The 22,011-nt window shown below is 54.8% G+C and carries 23 protein-coding genes; 14 read left to right on the top strand and 9 right to left on the bottom strand.

Going from position 1 to position 22,011, the window contains the following annotated elements; translation table 11 throughout:
* Nucleotides 1-209 precede the first annotated feature (209 nt).
* On the top strand, nt 210-1,685 hold the full coding sequence (gene zwf / locus AC6I8V_RS11725; protein WP_497842432.1) for a glucose-6-phosphate dehydrogenase: 1,476 nt from the start codon (nt 210-212) through the stop codon (nt 1,683-1,685).
* 44 nt (nt 1,686-1,729) lie between these two features.
* On the opposite strand, the gene dhaR is transcribed toward zwf, so the two are convergent.
* Nucleotides 1,730-3,715, bottom strand: coding sequence for a dihydroxyacetone kinase operon transcriptional regulator DhaR (gene dhaR / locus AC6I8V_RS11720; RefSeq protein ID WP_497842431.1), 1,986 nt, complete (start codon nt 3,713-3,715; stop codon nt 1,730-1,732).
* A 456-nt stretch (nt 3,716-4,171) separates the two neighbouring features.
* On the opposite strand from dhaR, the gene AC6I8V_RS11715 reads away from it, so the two are divergent.
* The 5 genes from AC6I8V_RS11715 (at nt 4,172) to AC6I8V_RS11695 (ending at nt 8,956) form a co-directional block, all read left to right on the top strand.
* Nucleotides 4,172-4,900, top strand: a complete 729-nt coding sequence (locus AC6I8V_RS11715; RefSeq protein WP_497842430.1) for an MIP/aquaporin family protein — start codon at nt 4,172-4,174, stop codon at nt 4,898-4,900.
* A 63-nt stretch (nt 4,901-4,963) separates the two neighbouring features.
* Nucleotides 4,964-6,028, top strand: a complete 1,065-nt coding sequence (gene dhaK / locus AC6I8V_RS11710) for a dihydroxyacetone kinase subunit DhaK (RefSeq protein ID WP_497842429.1) — start codon at nt 4,964-4,966, stop codon at nt 6,026-6,028.
* A 23-nt stretch (nt 6,029-6,051) separates the two neighbouring features.
* Nucleotides 6,052-6,675, top strand: a complete 624-nt coding sequence (dhaL, locus tag AC6I8V_RS11705; protein ID WP_497842428.1) for a dihydroxyacetone kinase subunit DhaL — start codon at nt 6,052-6,054, stop codon at nt 6,673-6,675.
* Nucleotides 6,676-6,739: 64 nt separating this feature from the next.
* Entirely contained in the window at nt 6,740-8,173 is a 1,434-nt protein-coding gene (dhaM, locus tag AC6I8V_RS11700) for a dihydroxyacetone kinase phosphoryl donor subunit DhaM (RefSeq protein ID WP_497842427.1), read from the top strand.
* Nucleotides 8,174-8,317: 144 nt separating this feature from the next.
* A complete protein-coding gene (locus AC6I8V_RS11695; protein ID WP_497842426.1) occupies nt 8,318-8,956 on the top strand; it encodes a bifunctional 4-hydroxy-2-oxoglutarate aldolase/2-dehydro-3-deoxy-phosphogluconate aldolase in 639 nt (212 codons plus the stop codon).
* Nucleotides 8,957-8,995: 39 nt separating this feature from the next.
* On the opposite strand, the gene purT is transcribed toward AC6I8V_RS11695, so the two are convergent.
* Nucleotides 8,996-10,174 carry a formate-dependent phosphoribosylglycinamide formyltransferase gene (purT, locus tag AC6I8V_RS11690; protein WP_497842425.1) on the bottom strand — a complete coding sequence of 393 codons (1,179 nt, stop codon included), beginning with the start codon at nt 10,172-10,174 and terminating at the stop codon, nt 8,996-8,998.
* A gap of 161 nt (nt 10,175-10,335) precedes the next feature.
* Between purT and AC6I8V_RS11685 the strand changes: the two genes are divergently transcribed.
* Together AC6I8V_RS11685 and AC6I8V_RS11680 are read left to right on the top strand one after the other, a co-directional pair.
* Nucleotides 10,336-10,989, top strand: coding sequence for a tellurite resistance TerB family protein (locus AC6I8V_RS11685; protein ID WP_497842424.1), 654 nt, complete (start codon nt 10,336-10,338; stop codon nt 10,987-10,989).
* A 117-nt stretch (nt 10,990-11,106) separates the two neighbouring features.
* Nucleotides 11,107-13,170 carry a prolyl oligopeptidase family serine peptidase gene (locus AC6I8V_RS11680; RefSeq protein ID WP_497842423.1) on the top strand — a complete coding sequence of 688 codons (2,064 nt, stop codon included), beginning with the start codon at nt 11,107-11,109 and terminating at the stop codon, nt 13,168-13,170.
* On the opposite strand, the gene exoX is transcribed toward AC6I8V_RS11680, so the two are convergent.
* Together exoX and AC6I8V_RS11670 are read right to left on the bottom strand one after the other, a co-directional pair.
* Nucleotides 13,164-13,832, bottom strand: coding sequence for an exodeoxyribonuclease X (exoX, locus tag AC6I8V_RS11675; RefSeq protein WP_497842422.1), 669 nt, complete (start codon nt 13,830-13,832; stop codon nt 13,164-13,166). The two genes, AC6I8V_RS11680 and exoX, sit on opposite strands and share 7 nt — an antisense overlap.
* 3 nt (nt 13,833-13,835) lie before the next feature.
* A complete protein-coding gene (locus tag AC6I8V_RS11670) occupies nt 13,836-14,066 on the bottom strand; it encodes a DNA polymerase III subunit theta (protein ID WP_497842421.1) in 231 nt (76 codons plus the stop codon).
* Nucleotides 14,067-14,219: 153 nt separating this feature from the next.
* Between AC6I8V_RS11670 and copC the strand changes: the two genes are divergently transcribed.
* Genes copC through AC6I8V_RS11655 form a run of 3 tightly spaced genes read left to right on the top strand, consistent with a single transcriptional unit; the run spans nt 14,220 to nt 15,859 of the window.
* Entirely contained in the window at nt 14,220-14,597 is a 378-nt protein-coding gene (gene copC / locus AC6I8V_RS11665; RefSeq protein WP_497842420.1) for a copper homeostasis periplasmic binding protein CopC, read from the top strand.
* Complete coding sequence (gene copD / locus AC6I8V_RS11660; RefSeq protein WP_497842419.1) at nt 14,597-15,478, top strand: copper homeostasis membrane protein CopD; 882 nt, start codon at nt 14,597-14,599, stop codon at nt 15,476-15,478. The genes copC and copD overlap by 1 nt, the downstream gene beginning before the upstream one ends.
* Nucleotides 15,479-15,496: 18 nt before the next feature.
* Nucleotides 15,497-15,859 (top strand): YebY family protein, encoded by a 363-nt coding sequence (locus tag AC6I8V_RS11655; RefSeq protein WP_497842418.1) that lies wholly within the window; start codon nt 15,497-15,499, stop codon nt 15,857-15,859.
* Between the two features lie 825 nt (nt 15,860-16,684).
* Here the strand turns inward: AC6I8V_RS11655 and AC6I8V_RS11650 are convergent.
* The 3 genes from AC6I8V_RS11650 to cspE form a co-directional block, all read right to left on the bottom strand.
* Nucleotides 16,685-17,275 (bottom strand): LbetaH domain-containing protein, encoded by a 591-nt coding sequence (locus tag AC6I8V_RS11650; RefSeq protein ID WP_497842417.1) that lies wholly within the window; start codon nt 17,273-17,275, stop codon nt 16,685-16,687.
* 323 nt (nt 17,276-17,598) lie between these two features.
* The gene (gene ymcF, locus AC6I8V_RS11645; protein WP_497842416.1) at nt 17,599-17,787 is read right to left on the bottom strand and encodes a cold shock small protein YmcF; all 189 of its coding nucleotides are present in this window, start codon (nt 17,785-17,787) and stop codon (nt 17,599-17,601) included.
* Nucleotides 17,771-17,983, bottom strand: a complete 213-nt coding sequence (gene cspE, locus AC6I8V_RS11640) for a transcription antiterminator/RNA stability regulator CspE (RefSeq protein ID WP_497842415.1) — start codon at nt 17,981-17,983, stop codon at nt 17,771-17,773. Before cspE ends, ymcF begins: the two co-directional genes overlap by 17 nt.
* A gap of 350 nt (nt 17,984-18,333) precedes the next feature.
* On the opposite strand from cspE, the gene AC6I8V_RS11635 reads away from it, so the two are divergent.
* Nucleotides 18,334-18,660 carry a hypothetical protein gene (locus tag AC6I8V_RS11635; RefSeq protein WP_497842414.1) on the top strand — a complete coding sequence of 109 codons (327 nt, stop codon included), beginning with the start codon at nt 18,334-18,336 and terminating at the stop codon, nt 18,658-18,660.
* Between the two features lie 69 nt (nt 18,661-18,729).
* Nucleotides 18,730-18,897, top strand: a complete 168-nt coding sequence (locus AC6I8V_RS11630) for a hypothetical protein (RefSeq protein ID WP_497842413.1) — start codon at nt 18,730-18,732, stop codon at nt 18,895-18,897.
* A 65-nt stretch (nt 18,898-18,962) separates the two neighbouring features.
* Here the strand turns inward: AC6I8V_RS11630 and AC6I8V_RS11625 are convergent, their stop codons facing one another.
* A complete protein-coding gene (locus tag AC6I8V_RS11625) occupies nt 18,963-19,241 on the bottom strand; it encodes a hypothetical protein (RefSeq protein WP_497842412.1) in 279 nt (92 codons plus the stop codon).
* Between the two features lie 630 nt (nt 19,242-19,871).
* Between AC6I8V_RS11625 and AC6I8V_RS11620 the strand changes: the two genes are divergently transcribed.
* Complete coding sequence (locus tag AC6I8V_RS11620; RefSeq protein WP_497842411.1) at nt 19,872-20,519, top strand: metallophosphoesterase; 648 nt, start codon at nt 19,872-19,874, stop codon at nt 20,517-20,519.
* 2 nt (nt 20,520-20,521) lie between these two features.
* On the opposite strand, the gene rsmF is transcribed toward AC6I8V_RS11620, so the two are convergent.
* Nucleotides 20,522-21,940: a 16S rRNA (cytosine(1407)-C(5))-methyltransferase RsmF gene (rsmF, locus tag AC6I8V_RS11615; protein ID WP_497842410.1), complete on the bottom strand. Its 1,419-nt coding sequence runs from the start codon at nt 21,938-21,940 to the stop codon at nt 20,522-20,524.
* Nucleotides 21,941-22,011 lie beyond the last annotated feature (71 nt).

Raw genomic sequence — 22,011 nt, 5'->3', positions numbered from 1 at the left:
ACAAATACCGAAACAGAAAAAGCGCGAAAAGCGCACGTGACAACACACGTTGTTCGCAATTCACGTTCTAGAGTTATCACCAGCAACACGCCGCGTTCGGGTTGTTCTGCACCGGCGAAAAAAGTACATTGTGCTGTAAGAAAATTACAATAAGGACCCGGTTAATGAGGACGCTCGCCCCGGGTATATCCTGCAACGAGGAGAGGAAAATGGCGGTAACACAAACAGCCCAGGCATGCGATCTGGTGATTTTCGGTGCCAAAGGCGATCTTGCACGCCGGAAACTGTTGCCTTCACTGTATCAGCTGGAAAAAGCCGGTCAGATTCACGAAACCACGCGCATTATCGGTGTGGGACGCGCGGAGTGGGACAAGGACGCGTACACCAAAGTGGTACGTGAAGCGCTGGAAACCTTCATGAAAGAGAAGATCGACGAAGCGCTGTGGGACAAACTCAGCAGCCGTCTCGACTTCTGTAACCTCGACGTCAACGACACCTCGCATTTCTCTCGTCTGGGCAAAATGCTCGATCAGAAAAATCGCGTCACCATCAACTACTTCGCCATGCCGCCAAGCACCTTTGGCGCCATCTGTGAAGGTCTGGGTTCAGCCAAACTGAATGCCAAGCCGGCACGCGTGGTCATGGAAAAACCGCTCGGTACTTCGCTGGAGACATCGCAGGATATCAACAACAGCGTGGGTAAATACTTCGAAGAGAGCCAGGTGTTCCGTATCGACCACTACCTTGGCAAAGAGACGGTGTTGAACCTGCTGGCGCTGCGTTTTGCCAACTCCATTTTCGTCAACAACTGGGACAACCGCACTATCGACCATGTGCAGATCACCGTGGCGGAAGAGGTGGGTATCGAAGGCCGCTGGGGTTACTTCGACAAAGCCGGTCAGATGCGTGACATGATCCAGAACCACCTGTTGCAAATTCTCACCATGATCGCCATGTCACCGCCGTCCGATCTCAGCGCTGACGCCATCCGTGATGAGAAGGTAAAAGTGCTGCGTTCGCTGCGTCGTATCGACCAGACCAACGTGCGCGACAAAACCGTGCGTGGTCAGTACACCGCCGGTTTTGTGCAGGGCAAAAAAGTGCCGGGCTACCTGGAAGAAGAGGGTGCCAACAAGCAGAGCGCGACGGAAACCTTCGTGGCGATCCGTGTCGACATCGACAACTGGCGTTGGGCGGGCGTGCCGTTCTATCTGCGCACCGGTAAGCGTTTGCCGACCAAATGTTCTGAAGTGGTGGTGTACTTCAAGAACCCGGAAATGAACCTGTTCAAAGATTCCTACGCGGAACTGCCGCAGAACAAGCTGACCATCCGTCTGCAACCGGATGAGGGCGTGGATATCGAGATTCTGAACAAAGTGCCGGGTCTGGATCACAAGCATAAGCTGCAAACCACCAAGCTGGACCTGAGCTACTCGGAAACCTTCAACCAGTCGCATCTGGCTGATGCCTATGAGCGTCTGCTGCTGGAAACCATGCGCGGCATCCAGGCGCTGTTTGTGCGCCGTGATGAAGTGGAAGCGGCCTGGACCTGGGTTGACTCCATCATCGATGCGTGGAATGCCGATGCCGATGCGCCGAAGCCTTATCAGGCCGGCACATGGGGACCGGTTGCTTCCGTAGCGATGATCACCCGCGACGGACGTTCCTGGAACGAATTCGAGTAACCTCCTGCTAAGCCCGCCATCGCGCGGGCTTTTTTTTGCCCCACTCAGCGCGTCTTATAATCTTCCAGATGAATATTGAAGGCTTTCAGCTTACGCCACAGTGAAGTGCGGCTGATCTTCAGCGCCTGGATAATTTTAATCGCTTTTCCCTGGCACTGGATGGCGGCCTGAATCAGCGCGTCCCGCTCCATATCGTTCAGGCTGTGCAGGCCAGTGGACGGCGGGAGGGTGGAGAGATCGCGGATGCGTTCAATCAGGGACGAAGGAATATCTTTCACCCGAATCAGGGTACCGTCGCTGTAACTGAAGGCGCGCTCAAGCACGTTGCGCAGCTCCCGGTTATTACCCGGCCAGCCGTAACGCGCCAGTAACGCCAGGGCATCGCCAGACAACGACACGTTTTTGCCGACTTCGTGGCTCATTATCTTCAGATAACGTTTGATCAGCGCCGGAATATCTTCACTGCGCTCGCGTAACGGCGGGATATCAATATCGAACGACTGCAATTCATACAGTAAATGGCGGCGGAAGCGGTTTTCATCCACGTACTGGTTGATATCGACCGTGGTGGTGGTAATCAGGCGAACATCCAGCGGCACCACCAGTTGGTTGGCTTTGTTCAGCAGCCCGGTCTTCAGCAATTGCAGCAGCGCGGTTTGCACTTCTGTGGTCAGGTATTCAACATTCTCCAGCAGCAGCGTGCCGCCTTTGGCCAGCTCAAATTTGGAGATCACATGTTTATCGCCGTTGATGATGCCGCCGAGAAACTCGCTGGTCATCGTTTCGCGCGGTATTGCCTGGCAATTGATGGTGATAAAAGGTTTGTCCTGCCGTTCGCTGGCATTGTGGATCGCCTGTGCGAGGTAGGATTTGCCCAGACCTTCTTCGCCGTGCAGCAGCACCGAGCCACGCCCTTTGGCGGCCTGCTGGGCCAGGCGAACCACGCGGCGAATCTTATTTGAGCTACCGACATAGTCGAGGTCGTCGAAGGTCAGTTGTGCCCGGACGCCGCTGTGGCGGTGCACCAGTTCGCGCAGGCGATCGATGGGGTGCAGCAGCGCGATATAGCGATCCGGCGAATTATTGGGGCCTTTAACGATTTTCAGCGATATCGCCAGTGAAATAAAGGAGCCGCCAAACTCGATGGCGGTTTCGAACAGATCGACTTCACGATTCTGTGCAATGGCATTGAGGATGCTTTGCGGCAACTGGATGATATCGTGAATGTTTTTTCCGAGGATCTTTTCGCTTTTCACGCCAAACAGATCGCTGCCGCGGATATTGAGATACAGGATGGTGCCTTTGTTGTCCCACGCCAGTACGCCTTCTTCCACGCCGTCCAGCAGCGCGTGGACTTCACTGAGGTGCTGATTCGACTCGGCCAGAATCAGGTCGGTATTCAGTCTGGCGGTGATTTGTTGTTCGATAGAGTGGACCAGCGCCAGCCCCAGCGCGGGTACGGTTTCGTTACCGGTGAGCAGGACAATGCCGACCGCGCCCATCACCGCGCTGTCGCTGTCAAACACCGGCGCCGCGCAAACCGCAAACGGATGCAGATGCCGGTTGAAGTGTTCATAGCCGATGATACTGACCGTTTCATGCAGCAGCAGCGCGCTGGAGATCGCATTATTGCCCATCATCGCCTCGCGCCAGTAAATACTCTCCCGGATACCCAGCGCCGCCAGTCTGATCGCCATTGCCGGGGTAGCGTAGAACCTCAGGGTGCAGCCCGTTTCGTCGGTGATAAAGATGGCGCATTCCGGGGCATCAAGATATTCGAAGATATCTTCGATAATCGGTGAGGAGATATTCAGCATCTCCGATTTGTTGCGGCACAGGGAGTCGAAGGTGATGCCTTTGGCATAAAGCTGCTGCGGCCAGTGATCGTGGCGCTGCTGTCGGCGGGAACGCAGCCAGGATTCTTTTAGCCAGGGTTTGATGTCGGGTCGATCCAGGCTGGTCAGGTTGTTAGATACTCCCGGATCTTTGGCGATAAACGCCCGCCATATCGCTTTCATGTTGAGACGCATGCGGTGCCTTCCTGCTGTTCATACTCACGAGGTTCCAGCCGATATGTGTTTTTGCCTGCGGAAAGCGCTGAGCGGTCACGCTAAGCATAGCGTTATATGTACGGCATTTTTGTTCAGCACTGGAAAGCGGAGTCCCAATTTGTGACGTCGATCGGCAAATGATTTTCTGTGCGCCGCAACGGAGAAAACATCGGTTAATTGATTGTATTAATTGATTCTTTTCTCTTTTCGGGATCGCGCTGTGAAGCATCTCACATCTTTTAACGCAGTTTGACAGCTGTCAAATAACCCGGTTTTTCCCGGCATTGATGTTCCATTTTGCAACCTTCCGCGGAAAAACAACGTTCCCGAATTGAACAAAAATATTTTTTTTACAGCCTTTTTCTCCCTTCCTACTCTCACCTTGTTCTCTGCATAAGATGGCCAGCAACATCACCTGCAAAAAAGGAAAGAAAGATGAACGTCTTTTTATCAGAAATAGTAGGCACCATGCTGTTGATTCTGCTTGGCGACGGTGTGGTGGCCAACGTGGTGTTAAAACAAACCAAGGGAGGAAATAGCGGATGGATTGTGATTACTGCCGGATGGGGCTTCGCGGTGACGGTCGCCGTTTACGCCACCGGCTGGGTGAGCGGCGCGCATCTTAATCCGGCGGTCACCCTGGGTGTCTGGATTCAGGGCGGCATTTCAACCAGTACGGCGCTGATGTATATGGTCGCCCAGCTGATTGGCGCGTTTCTGGGGGCGATTCTGGTCTGGCTCACCTACAAACGCCACTACGATGCGTCCGACGATGCCGGCTTAATTCTCGCCACCTTTTGTACCGGTCCTGCCATCCGGGACTATAAATGGAACCTGGTGACTGAAATCATCGGTACTGCGATGTTGGTATTTGGCGTATTGGGGATTTTCAACTCGCACAACGGCATTGCCTCCGGCTTCGGACCTTATGCGGTCGGCGTGCTGGTATGGAGTATCGGCCTGTCGTTAGGCGGCCCAACCGGCTATGCCATCAACCCGGCTCGTGACCTTGGACCGCGTCTGGCACATGCGTTGTTGCCGATAAAAAACAAAGGCGATTCCGACTGGAGCTATGCCTGGGTGCCGATTGTTGGCCCCTTAATTGGCGGTGCTGTCGGCTCGTTATTATACAAATTCTTATTACCGCTCTTTTCTGCTCATTAACATTCGCCTCCCCGGTTGCGTAATTCAGGCGCGCACAGGGGAGGCCACCATGAGGATGGATTGATGAAAAAGCTGATTAATAAAGTCGATGATGTCGTCAGGGAACAGCTGGAAGGTTTCGCTCTGGCTCACCCCGAATTAACGGTAAATATCGAGCCTTTCTATGTCTGCCGCCGTGCGGACAAACCCAAAGTTGCGCTGATTTCCGGCGGCGGGTCGGGCCATGAGCCAATGCATGGCGGATTTGTCGGTTTTGGGATGCTCGACGGCGCCTGCCCCGGACATATCTTCACCTCGCCAACACCCGATCAGATGTATGAATGCGCGCAAAAGGTCAACAGCGATAACGGCATCCTGCTGCTGATTAAAAATTACACCGGCGATATCCTCAATTTTGAGACCGCGGCAGAGCTGCTGCACGGTGAGGGTATCCGTGTCCAGGTGGCGGTGATTGACGATGATGTGGCGGTGAAAGATAGCCTGTATACCGCAGGACGGCGTGGCGTCGCCACCACGGTACTGGCGGAAAAACTGCTGGGCGCAGCGGCGGAAGAGGGTTACAGCCTGGATGAGTGCGTGCAACTGGCAACGCGTATCGGCAACCGTGGACGTTCAATCGGCGTTGCGCTGTCGGCCTGTACCGTACCGGCTGCGGGCAGGGCCAGTTTTGATCTGGCGGATGATGAGATCGAGTTCGGCATTGGTATCCACGGTGAACCGGGCATCCGCCGCGAGAAGTACAGTGACTGCGACACCCTGGTCACGGAAATGGTGAACGAAGTCCTCGACAATACCCCCTATACCCGCGTGCTGCGTCAATGGGATGCGGGCCAGAGCGAGTGGGTGGAACAGAGCCAGACCACCGAGCCGCTCAATGAACATGACAGCGTAATTCTGCTGGTCAACGGGTTGGGCGGCACGCCGCTGTCTGAGCTTTACGCGGTTTACCGCAAGGCGGCAGAGCTGCTCACCGATCGCCATATCCATGTCGCCCGTAATCTGGTGGGAACGTTTTGTAGTTCTATCGACATGCAGGGAGTCTCGATAACGCTGTTAAAAGTCGATGACGAGATGCTGAGGCTGTGGGACTTTCCCGTCAGCACGCCAGCATTACGCTGGAAAATGTAACTTTCTGGCACGGAGGGATAACAATGGTTGTGACGAAAAAACAGGTAATTGACTGGCTGGATGCGTCGGCAACGCTGTTCGAGCAACAACAGGAATTTCTGACAAATCTGGACCGCGAAATTGGCGACGCCGACCACGGCTTAAACATGAACCGTGGCTTCAAAAAGGTGAAAGAAAAGCTGCCAACGCTGGAGGATAAGGACATTGGCACCATTCTGAAAAATATCGGGATGGTGCTGCTGTCGAGTATCGGCGGTGCCAGCGGACCGCTGTATGGCACCTTCTTTATCAAAGCCGCCGAATGCGTGATGGCGAAAGAAGAGTTAACGGTGACAGATCTCTACAACCTGTATCGCGAAGGCACCGAGCGCATTATCTCGCGCGGCATGGCGCACCCCGGCGACAAAACCATGGTGGATACGCTGTCAGCCATCGTTGAATCGCTGAAAAACCATCAGGACGCGCCGATGCCGACCGCGCTGGCTGCGGCATTGCCAGCGGCTGAAGCGGCGATGAAAAGCACCATTCCGATGCGGGCCGCGAAAGGCCGCGCCAGTTATCTCGGGGAGCGTTCTATCGGGCACCTCGATCCCGGCGCCACCTCCAGCTATCTGCTGTTTAAAACGCTGTGTGAGGTTATCGGTTAAGCGGTAATCAGGCTGTTGAATTAAACAAGGTGGTTGATCGCTGCCGTCGATAAGGTTTTGAAATATGGTCAATATCGTGGTGGTTTCTCATAGCAGGAAACTGGCGGAAGGCGTCATTGAGCTGGCGTCGCAAATGACACAGGGAAAAGTGCAGTTCGCGCTGGCGGCGGGCATTGACGACCCGGAGAATCCGATAGGGACTGACCCGGTGGCGGTGATGGCGGCCATCGGCGACGTGCTGGACGACGATGTGCTGGTGATGGTTGATATGGGAAGTGCCATCCTGAGTACCGATATGGCGATCGAGTTGCTGGGCGAGGAGGTGGCGAGTCGGGTTCAGGTGTGCGCCGCGCCGCTGGTGGAGGGAACGGTCGCCGCCGCCGTGGCCGCTGCCGCGGGTCAGGGTATCGACGAGGTTATAGCGGAAGCGCATCAGGCGCTGGCGGCGAAATACGCCCAACTGGGCCAGAGCGACGTGCTGACGCCTGTGCCGTCCGTGGTAACCGCAGGCGACACGGAAACCGAAGCCCACCATTTTTCCTGGACGATAACCAATCCGACCGGTATCCATGCGCGTCCGGCGGCGGCGATTGCCCGGGGCCTGAGCCAGTTCGATGCTGATGTGCAACTGGTGAATGGCGACCGGGCAATCAATGCAAAAAGCATGAACAATGTGGCGCTGCTGGCGATCAGGTTTGGCGACGTGATTACCCTGAAAGCCCAGGGACCACAGGCGCAGGAGGCGATTGACGCGTTTGCCGCGCTGGCGGCAACGCAATTCGGCGACCGGCCGACGGAGAACGTTGCGGCGCAGGCTGCGGTGGTAAAACCGCAGGCTGGGATTGCGGTGACGGTGCGTCGTCTGGAACGCCGCCTGCCGCTGCTGACGACGCGCGCTACGGAAGAGAAGTCCGTGGCCATCGCCCGGCTCAGCGATGCGATCGCCCGCGCAAAGGGTGAACTGGATGAACTGATTGGCGTGACGGCACAGCAGCTGTCGGAGAAGGAGGCGGCGATATTCTCCGCCCATCAGATGATGCTGGACGACAGCGAACTGTACGACGCCAGCTGCCAGCAGCTGGAACAACAGAACGCGCCGGTTGAACAGCTGTGGCTACAGGTGATTGAACAGATGGCGGATGAGTACCGCGCCATTGAGGATGCCTGCTTGCGTGAAAGATATATCGATGTTTATGACATTGGTCTGCGGGTATTGCGGCTGCTGCTCGGCCATCCGTTATTTAGCCTGCCGCAGGAGCCGACGCCCACGCTGATTATCGCGAATTATCTGTTGCCGTCCGAGGTCATGGCATTAGACAGCGCATGGATTAAAGGAATCTTTTTCACCGCCATTGGCTCCCAGTCTCATGCGGCGCTGCTTGCTGCCGCGCGTGGCATTGCCGTCTATCCCGATCCTGCCGGGCAGCGCACCCAGGCCTGTCAGGAGGGCAGCGCGGTGACGCTGGATGTGGCTTCCGGCGATATCGTGACGTTGTAGCCCACTTTCTGCCGTATAAATTGAACCGCAGTTTCAAAAATCCCACGTCGCTGATAGACGCGAGTCACGCCGATCTTGTATGGTACTGCTCAGGAACATCCCGCAGGCCATAACTTGCCTGACTGAAAACCCTTAGGAAACGTGATGAAAAACTGGAAAACAAGTGCAGAACAGATCCTGACCACCGGACCGGTTGTGCCGGTCATTGTGGTGAACAAACTTGAACACGCAGTGCCCATGGCCAAAGCGCTGGTGGCGGGCGGTGTGCGCGTGCTGGAAGTCACCCTGCGTACGTCGGTGGCGATGGATGCGCTGCGCGCGATGATTAAAGAAGTCCCCGAGGCGATTGTCGGTGCGGGCACGGTCATCAATCCTCAGCAGCTGAAAGAAGTGACCGATGCGGGCGCGCAGTTTGTTATCAGCCCCGGCATCACCGAGCCACTGCTGAAGGCGGCGGTAGAAGGGCCGGTGCCGTTAATCCCTGGCATCAGCACCGTGTCTGAATTAATGACCGGTATGGATTACGGCCTGCGTGAATTCAAATTCTTCCCGGCGGAAGCTAACGGTGGCGTGAAAGCCTTGCAGGCGATTGGCGGACCTTTCCCGCAGGTGCGTTTCTGCCCGACCGGCGGTATTTCACCGGCTAACTACCGTGATTATCTGGCGCTGAAAAGCGTGCTCTGTATTGGCGGGTCATGGCTGGTGCCAAACGATGCGCTGGAAGCGGGTGACTGGGATCGTATTACCCGCCTGGCGCGTGAAGCGGTAGCCGGGGCGCAGTAAACAGGTGTGCGGTGAGCAGGGCGCTCACCGCATCAGGCATTAGCCTTCGACCTGCACCGCCGCCGCGCTGGCAATGGCGCGGGCAATGGCGTCATCAGTGTTGTCACCGGTGGCGAGAGCCACGCCGAGACGACGCTGACCGGCGATTTCCGGCTTACCAAACAGACGCAGTTGCAGACCGGCACCCAGCGCCGCTTCCACATTGACGAAGCGCACGTTGTTGCTCTCCAGCTGCGGCAGAATCACCGCCGAGGCCGCCGGGCCATACTGACGAATCCCACCCACCGGCAGACCGAGGAACGCACGGACGTGCAGGGCAAACTCGGACAGATCCTGAGAAATCAGCGTCACCATCCCGGTATCGTGCGGACGCGGCGAGACTTCGCTGAAGATCACCTCATCGCCACACACGAACAGCTCCACGCCAAACAGGCCGTAACCCCCAAGCGCAGCTACCACTTTTTCCGCGATATCCTGAGCGCGTTGCAGCGCCACGTCGCTCATCTGCTGCGGCTGCCAGGATTCACGGTAATCGCCGTCTTCCTGACGATGACCGATTGGCGCGCAGAAATGAATGCCGTCCACGGCGCTGATGGTCAGCAGCGTGATTTCGAAATCAAACTTCACGACGCCTTCGACGATCACGCGACCGGCACCGGCACGGCCGCCCTGTTGCGCGTAGTCCCAGGCTTTGTCCAGCTGGCTGGCGTCACGAATAAAGCTCTGACCTTTACCGGATGAGCTCATTACCGGCTTCACGATGCACGGAAAACCAATGGTATCCGCGGCGGCAACAAAGTTTTCTTTGCTGTCGGCAAAGCGGTAGCTGGAGGTCGGCAGCGCCAGTTCTTCCGCCGCCAGACGACGGATCCCTTCACGGTTCATGGTCAGGCGGGCCGCACGCGCGGTCGGCACCACTTTTTGCCCCTGTTGCTCCAGCTCCAGCAGTTTTTCGGTGGCGATGGCTTCAATTTCCGGCACCACGAAATCGGGGTTTTCCTGAGCAATCAGCGCTGCCAGCGCATCGCCATCCAGCATGTTGATCACATAGCTGCGATGGGCAACATGCATCGCGGGCGCATCGGCGTAGCGGTCAACCGCAATCACTTCCACACCAAGACGCTGGCACTCCAGTGCTACTTCTTTACCCAGCTCGCCTGAACCTAACAGCATGACACGCGTTGCGGCAGGACGCAGCGCGGTTCCGAGAGTCGTCATAATTTCACCTTAGCAGTCAAAACGCGCGCGCAGTATATACGAAAACGTTTGCGTTCTCATCCTTTCGCCCTGACGAGGTTTGCCTTACTTTTCCCGCTCTGACGTTTCCTGACACCCGCTGCGGCAGCATATGGAGCGGAAACCTCAACAGGAGTTAAACGATGAATAACTGGTTGCAGCAAATTCAATCGATGCTGAAAAAGCAGGGAAGCGAGGGTAAAGCGGGCGGGCTAAGCGACATGCTGGCACCCGGCGCGTTAGGGGGGCTGGCGGGTTTGCTGATCGCCAGCAAATCATCACGTAAGCTGCTGACCAAATATGGCGGCAAGGCGCTGATTATCGGCGGCGGTGCGGCTGCCGGCGCGGTGCTGTGGAATAAATACAAACAGCGCGTGCGTGAGACTCATCAGGATGACGCCGCGTACGGCGTGGTGCAGACGCCGGTTGATCAACGCGCGGAACGGCTGGTCACCGCGCTGGTGTTCGCGGCGAAAAGCGACGGCCATATTGACGATCGCGAGCGCGCCGCCATCGAGCAGAATATCCATCAGGCGGGTTATGGCGCGCAGGCTGAAGCGCTGATCCAGCAGGCGATGAACCGTCCGCTCGATCCCCACTGGCTGGCGGCGGATGTGAAGAATGAAGAGGAAGCGCTGGAGCTGTACTTTCTCAGCTGTGCCACCATCGATCCCGACCACTTTATGGAACGTAGCTACCTCTCGGCACTGGGTGATGCATTAAAAATTCCTCAGGACGTGCGCGACGCGATGCAGAAAGATATCGAGACGGAGAAAGCGGCTTTACCCGCGAATTAATCCTGCCGGAGGCCACGTCAGTGGCCTTCGTTTACATTTTCCTTGCCGCTGATAACTTGGCTTCCCGCCTGATAAGTGCCACGCTTGCAGGATGTTGTCTCTTCAGGGAAAAGAACCATGAATCAGCCTCAGGCAAAAAAAATCCCGCATCAAATGACCCTGCATGGGGAAACGCGCACTGATAATTACTTCTGGCTTCGTGATGACGAGCGGGAAAATCCCGAGGTGCTCGACTATCTGCACGCCGAAAATGACTACGGCAAAGCGATGATGGCATCACAGGGACCGTTGCAGGAGCGGGTGCTGAAAGAGATCATCGACCGCATCCCGCAACAGGATCATTCGGTGCCCTACGTGAAAAATGGTTATCGCTACCAAAGCCGTTATGAGCGCGGCAATGAATACGCGGCTTACTACCGTCAGTCGCAGGATGCGGGCGCCGATGACGAGTGGCAATTGCTGCTGGATGGCAACCAGCGCGCGTCACACAGCGATTTCTACACCATGGGCGCGCTGGCTATCAGCCCCGATAATCAGGTGATGGCGCTGGCGGAAGATTTTCTCTCCCGTCGCCAGTACGGCATTCGCTTCCGCAACCTGGTGAGCGGCAGCTGGTATCCCGAAGTGCTGAGCAATGCCTCGTCGAGCCTGGCGTGGGCGAATGATTCGCGCACCGTCTATTACGTGCGTAAACATCCGCAAACCCTGCTGGCGTACCAGGTATGGCGGCATGAGCTGGGCCATCCGCAATCTGACGATCAACTGGTGTATGAGGAGCAGGATGATACCTTCCATCTTAGCGTGCACAAAACCACCTCAGAACACTTCATCCTGATTGCTCTGTTCAGCACCACCACCAGCGAGATTCAGCTGATTGACGCGGAATATCCGGATGCCCAGCCGCAGGTCTTTTGTCCGCGTCGGCGTGACCATGAATACACCATTGATCACTACAATCATCAGTTCTATATCCGTTCCAACCGCGAAGGGAAAAACTTCGGCTTATATCGTAGCGCCTGGCTGGCGGAGCATCGCTGGGAGACGCTGATTGCCCCGCGCGATCAGGTGGTGATGGAGGATTTCCAGCTGTTCCGACACTGGCTGGTGGTGGAGGAGCGCTCACGCGGGATGTCCAGCCTGCGGCAAATCCACTGGGAAACCGGCGCAAGCACCGGTATCGCCTTTGACGATCCCACCTATGTGACGTGGCTGGCTTACAATCCCTCGCCGGACAGCGATATGCTGCGCTACGGCTACTCCTCGCTGACCACGCCGACCACTCTGTTTGAACTGAATATGGAGAGCGGTGAACGGCGGGTACTGAAACAGACGCCGGTGCCGGGCTTCAACCCGGAAGATTACAAAAGCGAACATCACTGGATCACCGCGCGTGATGGCACCGAAGTGCCGGTTTCGCTGGTGTATCATCGCCAGCACTTCAGGCCGGGCGGCAATCCGCTGCTGGTCTACGGCTATGGCGCGTATGGCAGCAGCATGGACGCCAGCTTCGGCACCAGCCGCATCAGCCTGCTGGAGCGTGGCTTTGTCTATGCCATCGTCCATGTGCGCGGCGGCGGTGAGCTGGGGCAGCAGTGGTATGACGATGGCCGCCTGCATAACAAACTCAACAGCTTTACCGACTTTATCGACGTGACCGAAGCGCTGGTGGCAAAAGGGCTGGGCGATCCGCAGCAGCTTTATGCCATGGGAGGCAGCGCCGGGGGATTATTGATGGGGGCGGTGATCAATATGGCGCCGCAGCTCTATCACGGCGTAGTGGCGCAGGTGCCGTTTGTGGATGTGGTCACCACCATGCTCGATCCGTCGATCCCGCTGACGACCGGCGAATACGATGAGTGGGGCAATCCCGAGCAGGCGGAGTACTATCACACCATCCGCCAGTACAGCCCTTATGACAACGTGGAACCGAAAGCCTATCCCCATATGCTGGTCACTACTGGCCTGCACGATTCGCAGGTGCAGTATTGGGAACCGGCCAAGTGGGTGGCGAAACTGCGCGAACTGAAAACCAACGACACGCTGCTGCTGCTGTGCACCGATATGGATTCCGGCCATGGCGGCAAATCTGGCCGTTTCAAATCGTATGAAGGGGTGGCGCTGGAGTTTACCTTCCTGATCGGCCTGGCGCAGGGAACGTTGCCAGACCACAGCGACTACTGAGTCTCTTTCACGTACTTACGCAGCGCCTGCCGCAATGGCGGGCGCAGATCGCGCACGTTTTCCAGCACCCAGCGCAGGTAACCGGGATCTTTGCGGGCGATGCTGCCAATACTCTGGCCGCGATATTTGCCGAACGGAAACACATCCTCCGCCACCGGTGCAGGCTGGCAGCGGCTGACCATTTGCGCCGCATCCCAGCCCGATTTTTCCATAATACGGATGAGTAGCGCCGCGGTGACGTAGCAATCGTATAAAGCGCGGTGGGCATGCAAATCGGCTGGGGGCGTCACATCCAGCTTCAGGCTGTGACGCAGCGCCTGGTTGCCATACTTCTGACCCGGCCACAGCTGGCGCGCCAGCGTCATGGTGCAAATCCATTCACCCGGCATTGTCGGCAACATACGGCGATCAAAACTGGCGTTATGCGCCACATAATGCGCGCTGCCGTGATAGCGCCCAATCGCCTGTTCAATGGTGGGTTTACCCACCACCATCGCTTCAGTGATGCGGTGTACCGCCATCGCCTGATGACTTATCGGTCGATCCGGGCAGATCAAATCGCTCATCGGATTGACGATCTGTCCGTCAACCACGTCCACGGACGCCACTTCAACCACGCCACCCTGCAACCCGCAGGTTTCGGTATCGATTACACGGAACATAAATTATTTCTGCTTCGGTTCGTAAGGCAGACGGGAAAGGCTGAGCGACGCCTGGCGATATTGCATCAACCGCTGGCGAAACCAGTCACGCAGCGCTTCTGGCTGTTCACGCTCGACCAAATCCGCTACCACGGGCATGTTGTAGCGCTCTTTAAACGCGACCCCGGCAGCGGCCAGCTCGACATTCACTTTGTCTTTCTCTTCCTGCGAGAGCAGGGCAAGGTTTTGACTCATGCTTTTCTCCTGATAAACAGGGGCAAAAGTAATGTTTTCCCCGTTAAGGATCAAGGGAAAAGGGATCGCATTGCAGGTCTCGACACCTGCGGATCAGCAGCGTATCCTGCTGCCACGCCTGCGGCGGCTTGCCGCAAAATGGAGGATGATCTTATGAAGAAGACTGTGTTTAACCGCGTGGCGGCGCTATTGCTGGCGTCGTCTGCGCTGGCCTTCAGTCAGTATGCCCTCGCGCATGCTCACCTTAAAACACCGGTCCCGGCCGATAAATCAACGGTTGATTCGTCACCTAAAGCTCTGACGCTGACCTTCACCGAAGATGTGGAACCGGCATTTAGCGGCGTTGAAATCCGCGACTCGCAGCAGCACGTTATGCCAGCAGAAAAGGTCAGACTGAACGAAAAACAGCACGACCAGCTGATTGTGCCGCTTAGCCAGCCGTTGCCGGCGGGCAACTACCAGGTGAACTGGCACGTACTTTCGGTGGACGGTCATAAAACCAAAGGAAGTTACGCGTTTAGCGTCAAGTAATGAGCCTGAGTACGCTGTGGATTAGCCTGCGGGCGCTCCACTTTTTATCCGCATTGCTGCTGACCGGCAGTGCGTTCTACACCGCACTGCTGGCACCGGCGCGCTTTCGCCCGATGCTGGCAAGGCGTCTGCATGGCATCCTGCTGATCAGCGCGGTGCTGAGCTTTGTCAGCGCGGTATTAATGCTGGCGACGCAAACCGGCCTGATGAGTGGTGACTGGCGTAACGTTTTTGCCAGCGATACCTGGCGGGCGGTGCTTGGCACACGTTTTGGTCAGGTGTGGCGCTGGGAAATCCTCTTCGCTCTGCTGAGCGTGCTGGCATTGTCGTTACGCGGCAGGCTACGCCAGCAACTGCTGTTACTGGCTGGGCTGTTGCAGTTAATCGCCCTCGCTGGCGTAGGCCACGCCGCGATGCGTGATGGCTGGCCGGGCGTCGCGCAGCAGATCAATCATGCGATACACCTGATTTCCGCAGCGTTCTGGAGTGGGGGACTGCTGCCGCTGCTGGTCCTGATGCGTGAGGCGCGCAGGATTGAGCATCGCACTGACGCCATCCGCAGCATGATGCGTTTTTCCCGCTATGGACATCTTGCCGTGGTGCTGGCGTTACTGACCGGCATCGCCAACAGCCTGCTGATTGCTGGCCTGCCGTGGCAATGGCACCTCACGCTATGGAGTGAGTTGTTAATCGCCAAAGCGCTGCTGGTGGCGTTGATGATGATGATTGCACTGATCAACCGTTACTGGCTGGTGCCGCGCTTTCGCCTTGCCGGTAGCTCGACGCCGCACTTTTTTATCCGCCTGACGCAGCTTGAGCTGCTGCTGGCGATAGCTGTTATCGGGTTGGTCAGCGTGTTTGCTACGCTGTCGCCAACCTGAATCCTGTATCCCGATTGAATGTATGAGGTCGACATTTTGCTGAAGAAACTTATTCCAGCTTGTGTGCTGATGACACTTTGCAGCCAGGCGATGGCCGCGCAGATTATTACCGTCAGCCGTTATGAAATTGGCAAAGACAAATGGCCGTTTACGCGGGAAGAAGTGATGCTGAGCTGCGAGAAAGGTGGCGCGTTGTTTGCTATCAATGACAGCACGCTGTTGCAGTATCCGCTGAATGACAAAGCAGAAGCTAGCCAGAAATCAGGCCGTGGTACCACGCAGTCGATCAGCACCATTCTGGCGGATGACAAAGCCCATCCGGGACAGAAAATGAGCCTCGCGCCGATCATCGCGCGCGCTCAGGCACTGTGCGACAAGTAATCCCTTCCCGACTGGCGTAGCAGCCCGCTACGCCGCATTCCTGCTGCTATTCTGCCGTCGCGATCACAGAGTCGGCAGCTTTACGTCCCTGTCGTGATGGTTGGCTGGAAAATAATCACCCTTGGTCTACCTTTAAAAGGCAAGGCGACCTCGCCTGCATTAATGCCAACTTTTAGCGCACGGCTCTCTAAGAGCCATTTCCCTGGACCGGATACAGGAATCGTATTCGGTCTTTTTTTGTCTATCTGATTGATAACGCTTTATTTTCAGTTGTCCGAAATTCTAATATCCAGTCAAGCCATCATCATCATTGAAATAATTAGCACGCTATACATAGTCATTCTGTTCGTTGTCATAGCTGCGGCCAGCTTTATGATCCGCCGTTACAACGTCGCGAGCTCCAGGCTTTTGGTGATGATACTCTTCGCTAACATGTTTTTGAGTGTGTCAAGTTGTCTTTAAAAACCATCGGGTATTTGAGGCGAAATGCGGATTTCTATAATCCGTAGTTGTTCTCGAACTCTGGTCTGGGTGTATTGCACATAATGAAAATTTTTATTATTTACCTTTATCAACAGGGGTTCAGCGACCATGTTTAATGGTCAGCCATGCTGAAAAGAGAGGCTAAATGATATTTATTTCCTGGGGGTGGGAATATCTCAGGTGAGGGTATGATAAAAGAAAACTTTGGCGATCTTATTAAAAGATAAGGGGTTCGGCGAACTGATCCTGGCTCAGTGAGGGACCATAATAAAGGATTGCTGCAACGACTGTTATATAAAAATTGATATGGCGATCTTAGCCAGAGCTGATCGCCTGTCTAATTTAAGCTGCGCTTTCCATTAGCGTTACATGGCTTGCATCATTCTTTACAATCATAATTTGTTCTTTACGCGTGTAGCAGGACACATTGTCAGGAATATCTTTATTAATAAAAGATTGTGCACCGATAGTCACATTGCTGCCTATCCGCAGATTATCAGCGATAATGCAGGAGTTTGCCCCAACGCGGACGTGATCGCCCGCCACGATAAACCCGCCCATCTTCTCTTTAATGCCAATCGTGGTGTTTTGGCAAATGTGGAAATGACTACCCGCACGGAAAATGCTGGTGATGACAATCCCGTGGTGGTGCGCGATGCGCAGGCCCGGACCGATCACCGCACCCAACCCAATCTCCACATTGTGCTTCTCACTGATATGGTCATTGAGCCAAACGGCAAACTTCTTACTCCAATAGCCATCCAGCGCATAGAAATAGCTAGCGATGCGCCATTTAACCTGATAGCGGATGTGCCGACTACGCCAGTAACGACGCAGCACTCGCCCCCAGGTGAATGTGTGGTCTAGCCCCAGTGCTTCAGTGTGAATGCACAGGCGCATAAACTCGTAATTTGTAAGGTTGTTTTTTGCCATTGTTCTCAATAAGGTTTATCTGATTTTTGTAAACGCATAACATTCTATTGCAGTATCTGGCGAGCATCAATGGAAAGTGCTGACATTAACCTGTCATTAGCGGGTGATAACTTATTGGGATTGTCACGGCGATGACTAAAGGTGAGATTTTACTAATGACATCGCGCAGGTATCCGGCAGAAAATCAGATAGATACTTTCGCATTTCTTACCGATCACATCTGCTATGGCAGCGGATTATAAATATAAAAAAGCACCGCCGAAGCGGTGCCTGAAATAGATCAATCTGATAATTATCTAATTGTCAGATTTACTTTCTGCAAATCAGAAAGCAGGTAAACTGCAAGACAACGACGGCCGTAACGCCACCATTGCGGATTTGCAAAATATGCATTTTGCGCCATGGGGATTCTTTTTACTGATGTCGAACACAGAAGTTCGATACTGGGAACCATGGCAATGCGGACATCTGAAACGTTTTGAAGCTGACGTAATTTTAAAGCCCAACCACATTCACTGCTGAAGGACCTTTCTGGCCATCTTCAACTGAAAACTCAACGCGCTGACCTTCGTCAAGCGAGCGATAATCTGTACCCTGGATGGCTGAGTAATGGACGAATACGTCCTTGCTGCCATTTTCCGGAGTGATAAAACCAAAACCTTTCTCAGAGTTGAACCACTTAACGGTGCCAAGAATTTTATTAGACATAATTTATACCTTTTCAATAAGCCATACGGCGACAGAGGCTGAATTGCAGAGACGAATCAGAACTTGCGATAAGACTCAAAGAGAAAGGCTGGCATGCGGCACTAAACTGGATGAGAAATACTATAGGAACTAACTTTGAAACTGTCTGCTAATCAGACCGACGAGCCATTAACGCACGGATACAAATCACAAGCAAGTTAAATATTACTTATCGTTGCGTTGAACGGACACCACATCCGGTTTCCGGCCGGCAAAACCCTGGCGTTTAGCATCATCCACAACAGATGCAGACGTACGCGCGCAATTCCTGCTAACTTAGCAGTACCAAATATAATTGCAGGAAAGCGTCTGTGTATAAACCCGTTCTCCTTGTCGCGCTACTGGCCCTCAGTGGTTGCGCCCTTAAGCAATATCCACAAGCCCCGGCAGTCAGCGATGAAGAAGCCAGAACTGATGATTGTCAGGCGTTGCAGCAGGAGATTGCGAAGACACAACTTATGCAGCAAAAAATTGATAAAACCGGCGAGTTTGATGCGCTCACCGTGGTCGGTTTTCTCGGCGATTTTGGCATTGGGAATGGTATCGCCAAAGCTAACGCTAACAATAAGCTTCAGGCGCGTCTGAAGCAGCTGGAAGCGCTAAAAGCGGTGCGTTGTCAGCAGCCTGTGGCAGGGTAGGCATGTCCTGATAGCAAAAAAATGGTATAAGAGTAGCGATTTATTATTGCCTGCTCACAAGGACCCTCCATGGCAAATACTCAATACCTTCTCTGGGTGATGATTGGTACATTAACCTTATTGTCTGTGTTTATTTCCGCGCTGGTTGGCCGGGCAAAATCACCGCGTCAGGGATTTATTACCTTTGCGGTATTATTTCTTGGCTTTATGGCGGCAATTTTCTTTATCACGCGATAGTCGTTGATTAGCGCCGAACGACATGTTGCCACACACTGTTTGTGGCAACATGATCTGAAAAAGGCTTACGAAGCAGAATGTAGCGTTTTGCGGTGCTGGGCGATAAGCTGGTCGGCGAGATAACGATCTTCTTCGTGTTGTGAAATATAATATTCGTAGGGATCTTTTACGCCCAGGCTTTCGACATATTCCAGATGGGCACGCTTAACCTCGCGGTTAATATACTGAATCTCATCCATTCCCATATCATCAGCATAAACTGGCGCTTTGCTTTTAATTTCACCAATTAATGCCGCATTATTCTGCATAAAGGCTTCCAGATCGATCTTATAATAATCTTTCATTGACTCACTCCTTTTTAAAGCATGGTGAGTTAAGTCTGGCAAAAATCACACCTTTAGTGTGGCTCAGGATGCTAACCGTTCCGCTGCGCTCTTTACGCCTGCATGTCAGCACTCAAAGCGTGATTAACGTTGTTAATCGATGCTTTTCTCTTTTGCTGTGACGGGTAAAGGTAGATTTCTGCTGCATTATTTAATGCATTGATTTAAATCAAGATTGTTTGATTTCGAAAGATATTATTTATGAGAATGATAGTTAATATCATTTAACTTGTTCGGAATACTCTGAAGATTTACAGTATTCGCCGTCCCTCACAGAGCTAACACCTTCAATGAGTGCCGGAGATAAGCGCCGGAAGGGACATTCATCAGGGCTGCAGGATGCGGCCTTAGTTGAATTTTGTTATCCACTTCCCGAGCCTCGTCCGCAACAGCGATTTATCCCACTACCAGCACATGCACCAGGCGTGCAAGGGTTTCCAGCAGCAACAGACTGCCGATAAAAATCACGACCAAAACTCCAATAAACTGCTTACGACTGTTCACGCTTCCCTCCGATGCCTACAGGTCGCCAGGCTATACTTTATGATGGATTCACTAAACTTCCAGTAAACCAGCTTTCAGGAGACCGCGATGTTTTATCAGAAGGTCAATGCGGAAGCATGGCGCAATATCTGGGTGGTGGGCGATTTACACGGTTGCCGCACCCAGCTAGATTCGCAGCTTATTCTGCATCGGTTTGATCCACAACAGGATTTATTGTTATCCGTCGGCGATCTGATCGATCGTGGGCCGGACAGTCCCGGTTGTCTGGAGCTGCTGGAAGAACCCTGGTTTCGTTGTGTGCGTGGCAACCACGAGCAAATGGCGCTTGCGGCGCTCGCGGGTGAAGATCCGATGCTATGGCTAATGAACGGCGGCGATTGGTTCTGGCAGCTGCGCGGCAGCAATTTGATTGCCGCGCGCCATGCCTTAAAACGCTGCGCCGCGCTGCCGCTGGTGCTGCATCTGCAACTGGCGGATAGGGTGGTGGTGATTGCTCATGCCGATTATCCTGCCAGCCACTACGCGCTGGGGCAGGATGTGGACTGGCATCAGGTGGTGTGGAGTCGCGATCGGCTGGGACGGCATCAGCGCGGCAACTCAGCGGCGATTGAGGGAGCTAGCGATTTCTATTTCGGCCATACGCCACTCGAACAGCCGCTTAACGTGGCCAATCAACACTACATTGATACCGGCGCCGTATTCGGCAACCGGCTCACGCTGGTGCAGCTGCAATAACCTTAGCGGAACAGGCGGCCGTCGCGCACCAGTTCGCGGGGGTAACTATTCTTGATGCGATTTCCCACCTTTTTTGCCAGTCCGAGTGGTTGCTGCTGGTAAGTCACAATCACCTCATCCCGTGCAGGCAGGGTTTCCGGATGAATATCCTGGCCGCGATACCAGCTCTCCGCTTCCGCTTCCGTCAATGCAAACGCCAGTGCGCTCTCCGGCTGCGCCAGCGCGACAACCGCTTCATGTTGCCAGCGATAGCCTTTTGGAAAGGTTTCAGCCAGTTTGAGGCCGATGCGCGAGAAGCGGACTTTGCTCAGCCAGCTTTCCAGCGCGGCCGGGAACAGCCACAACTCTTTGTCGCGCTGCCATAAAGTGTGGTTATCGTCCCAGGTCAGGCCGACTTTGGCCGCCGCCTGCATCACCTCCGCCGTCAGCTTTCTGCTGGCGGGTGAAAAAGGCAGTTTCCCCAGTTTATAGGTTGGCGCGGGCAGGGCCGGGATGCTGGCCGTTTTGCGTAACCGCGCGACGAAGAAGCCTTCGCTGTCGAAAATCTGCGGGAATACGTGCAGGAAACCTTCGGGGGTGAGCGCCTGCTCAGCACCGGCAAACAGGCCATGCAGCGGCACGATTTCAACAGCGTCCGGGTAGCGTTGTTGTAACCAGCCAATCACCTGCTGGTTTTCAATCTGATTCAGTGTACAGGTTGAGTAGATCAGCGTACCGCCGGGTTGCAGCGCATGAAAGGCGCTGTCGAGCAGATCGCGCTGGGTGGCAGCTATCGTTTCGGTGCTGGTCAGCGTCCAGTTGCGCAGCGCGTCCGGATCTTTACGCACCACGCCTTCGCCGGAGCAGGGCGCATCCAGCAGGATGGCATCGAACTGTTCCGGTAATGCCGCGCCAAACACCCGACCGTCAAAATGGGTGAGGGCGACATTGCTGACGCCACAGCGGCTGATGTTAGCGTGCAACACCTTGACACGACTGGCGGAGTATTCGTTGGCAAGGATGGCGCCTTTATTACGCATCAGTGCTGCCAGCTGCGTGGTTTTGGACCCCGGTGCCGCCGCGACATCCATAACCTGCTGAGCGTTGGGGGCGGCATCAAATAACGCCGTCACCGGCAGCATCGAACTGGCTTCCTGAATGTAGAACAATCCACTGAGGTGCTCAGCAACGCTGCCCAGCGGCAGGGATTCGTCATCGCGCTCAATCCAGAATCCCTCGGCACACCACGGAATCGGTATCAGTCGCCAGCCGTAATGGGCGGTGCGCGCCAGGAAATCGGCCACGCTGATTTTTAAGGTATTGACGCGCAGGCTGCGACGCAGTGGTTGCTGACTGATGGCAATGAAACGTTGCAGTTCGGCTTCATCGGTCAGGCTGGCACGCATCAGCGTGAGGAAATCTTCAGGAAAGCGTTCGGACACGGGTTTCTTCCGGGGATAGCAAACAGAGCACGAAGTGTAACATGCGAAAAAGAATCGGGCAGCCAGGCTGC

It is taken from the genome of Pantoea sp. X-Soil-TKNS-1207 (assembly GCF_059730485.1).
The sequence above is the reverse complement of the archived record's forward strand: the minus strand, read 5'-3'. Positions and strand labels throughout refer to the sequence as shown.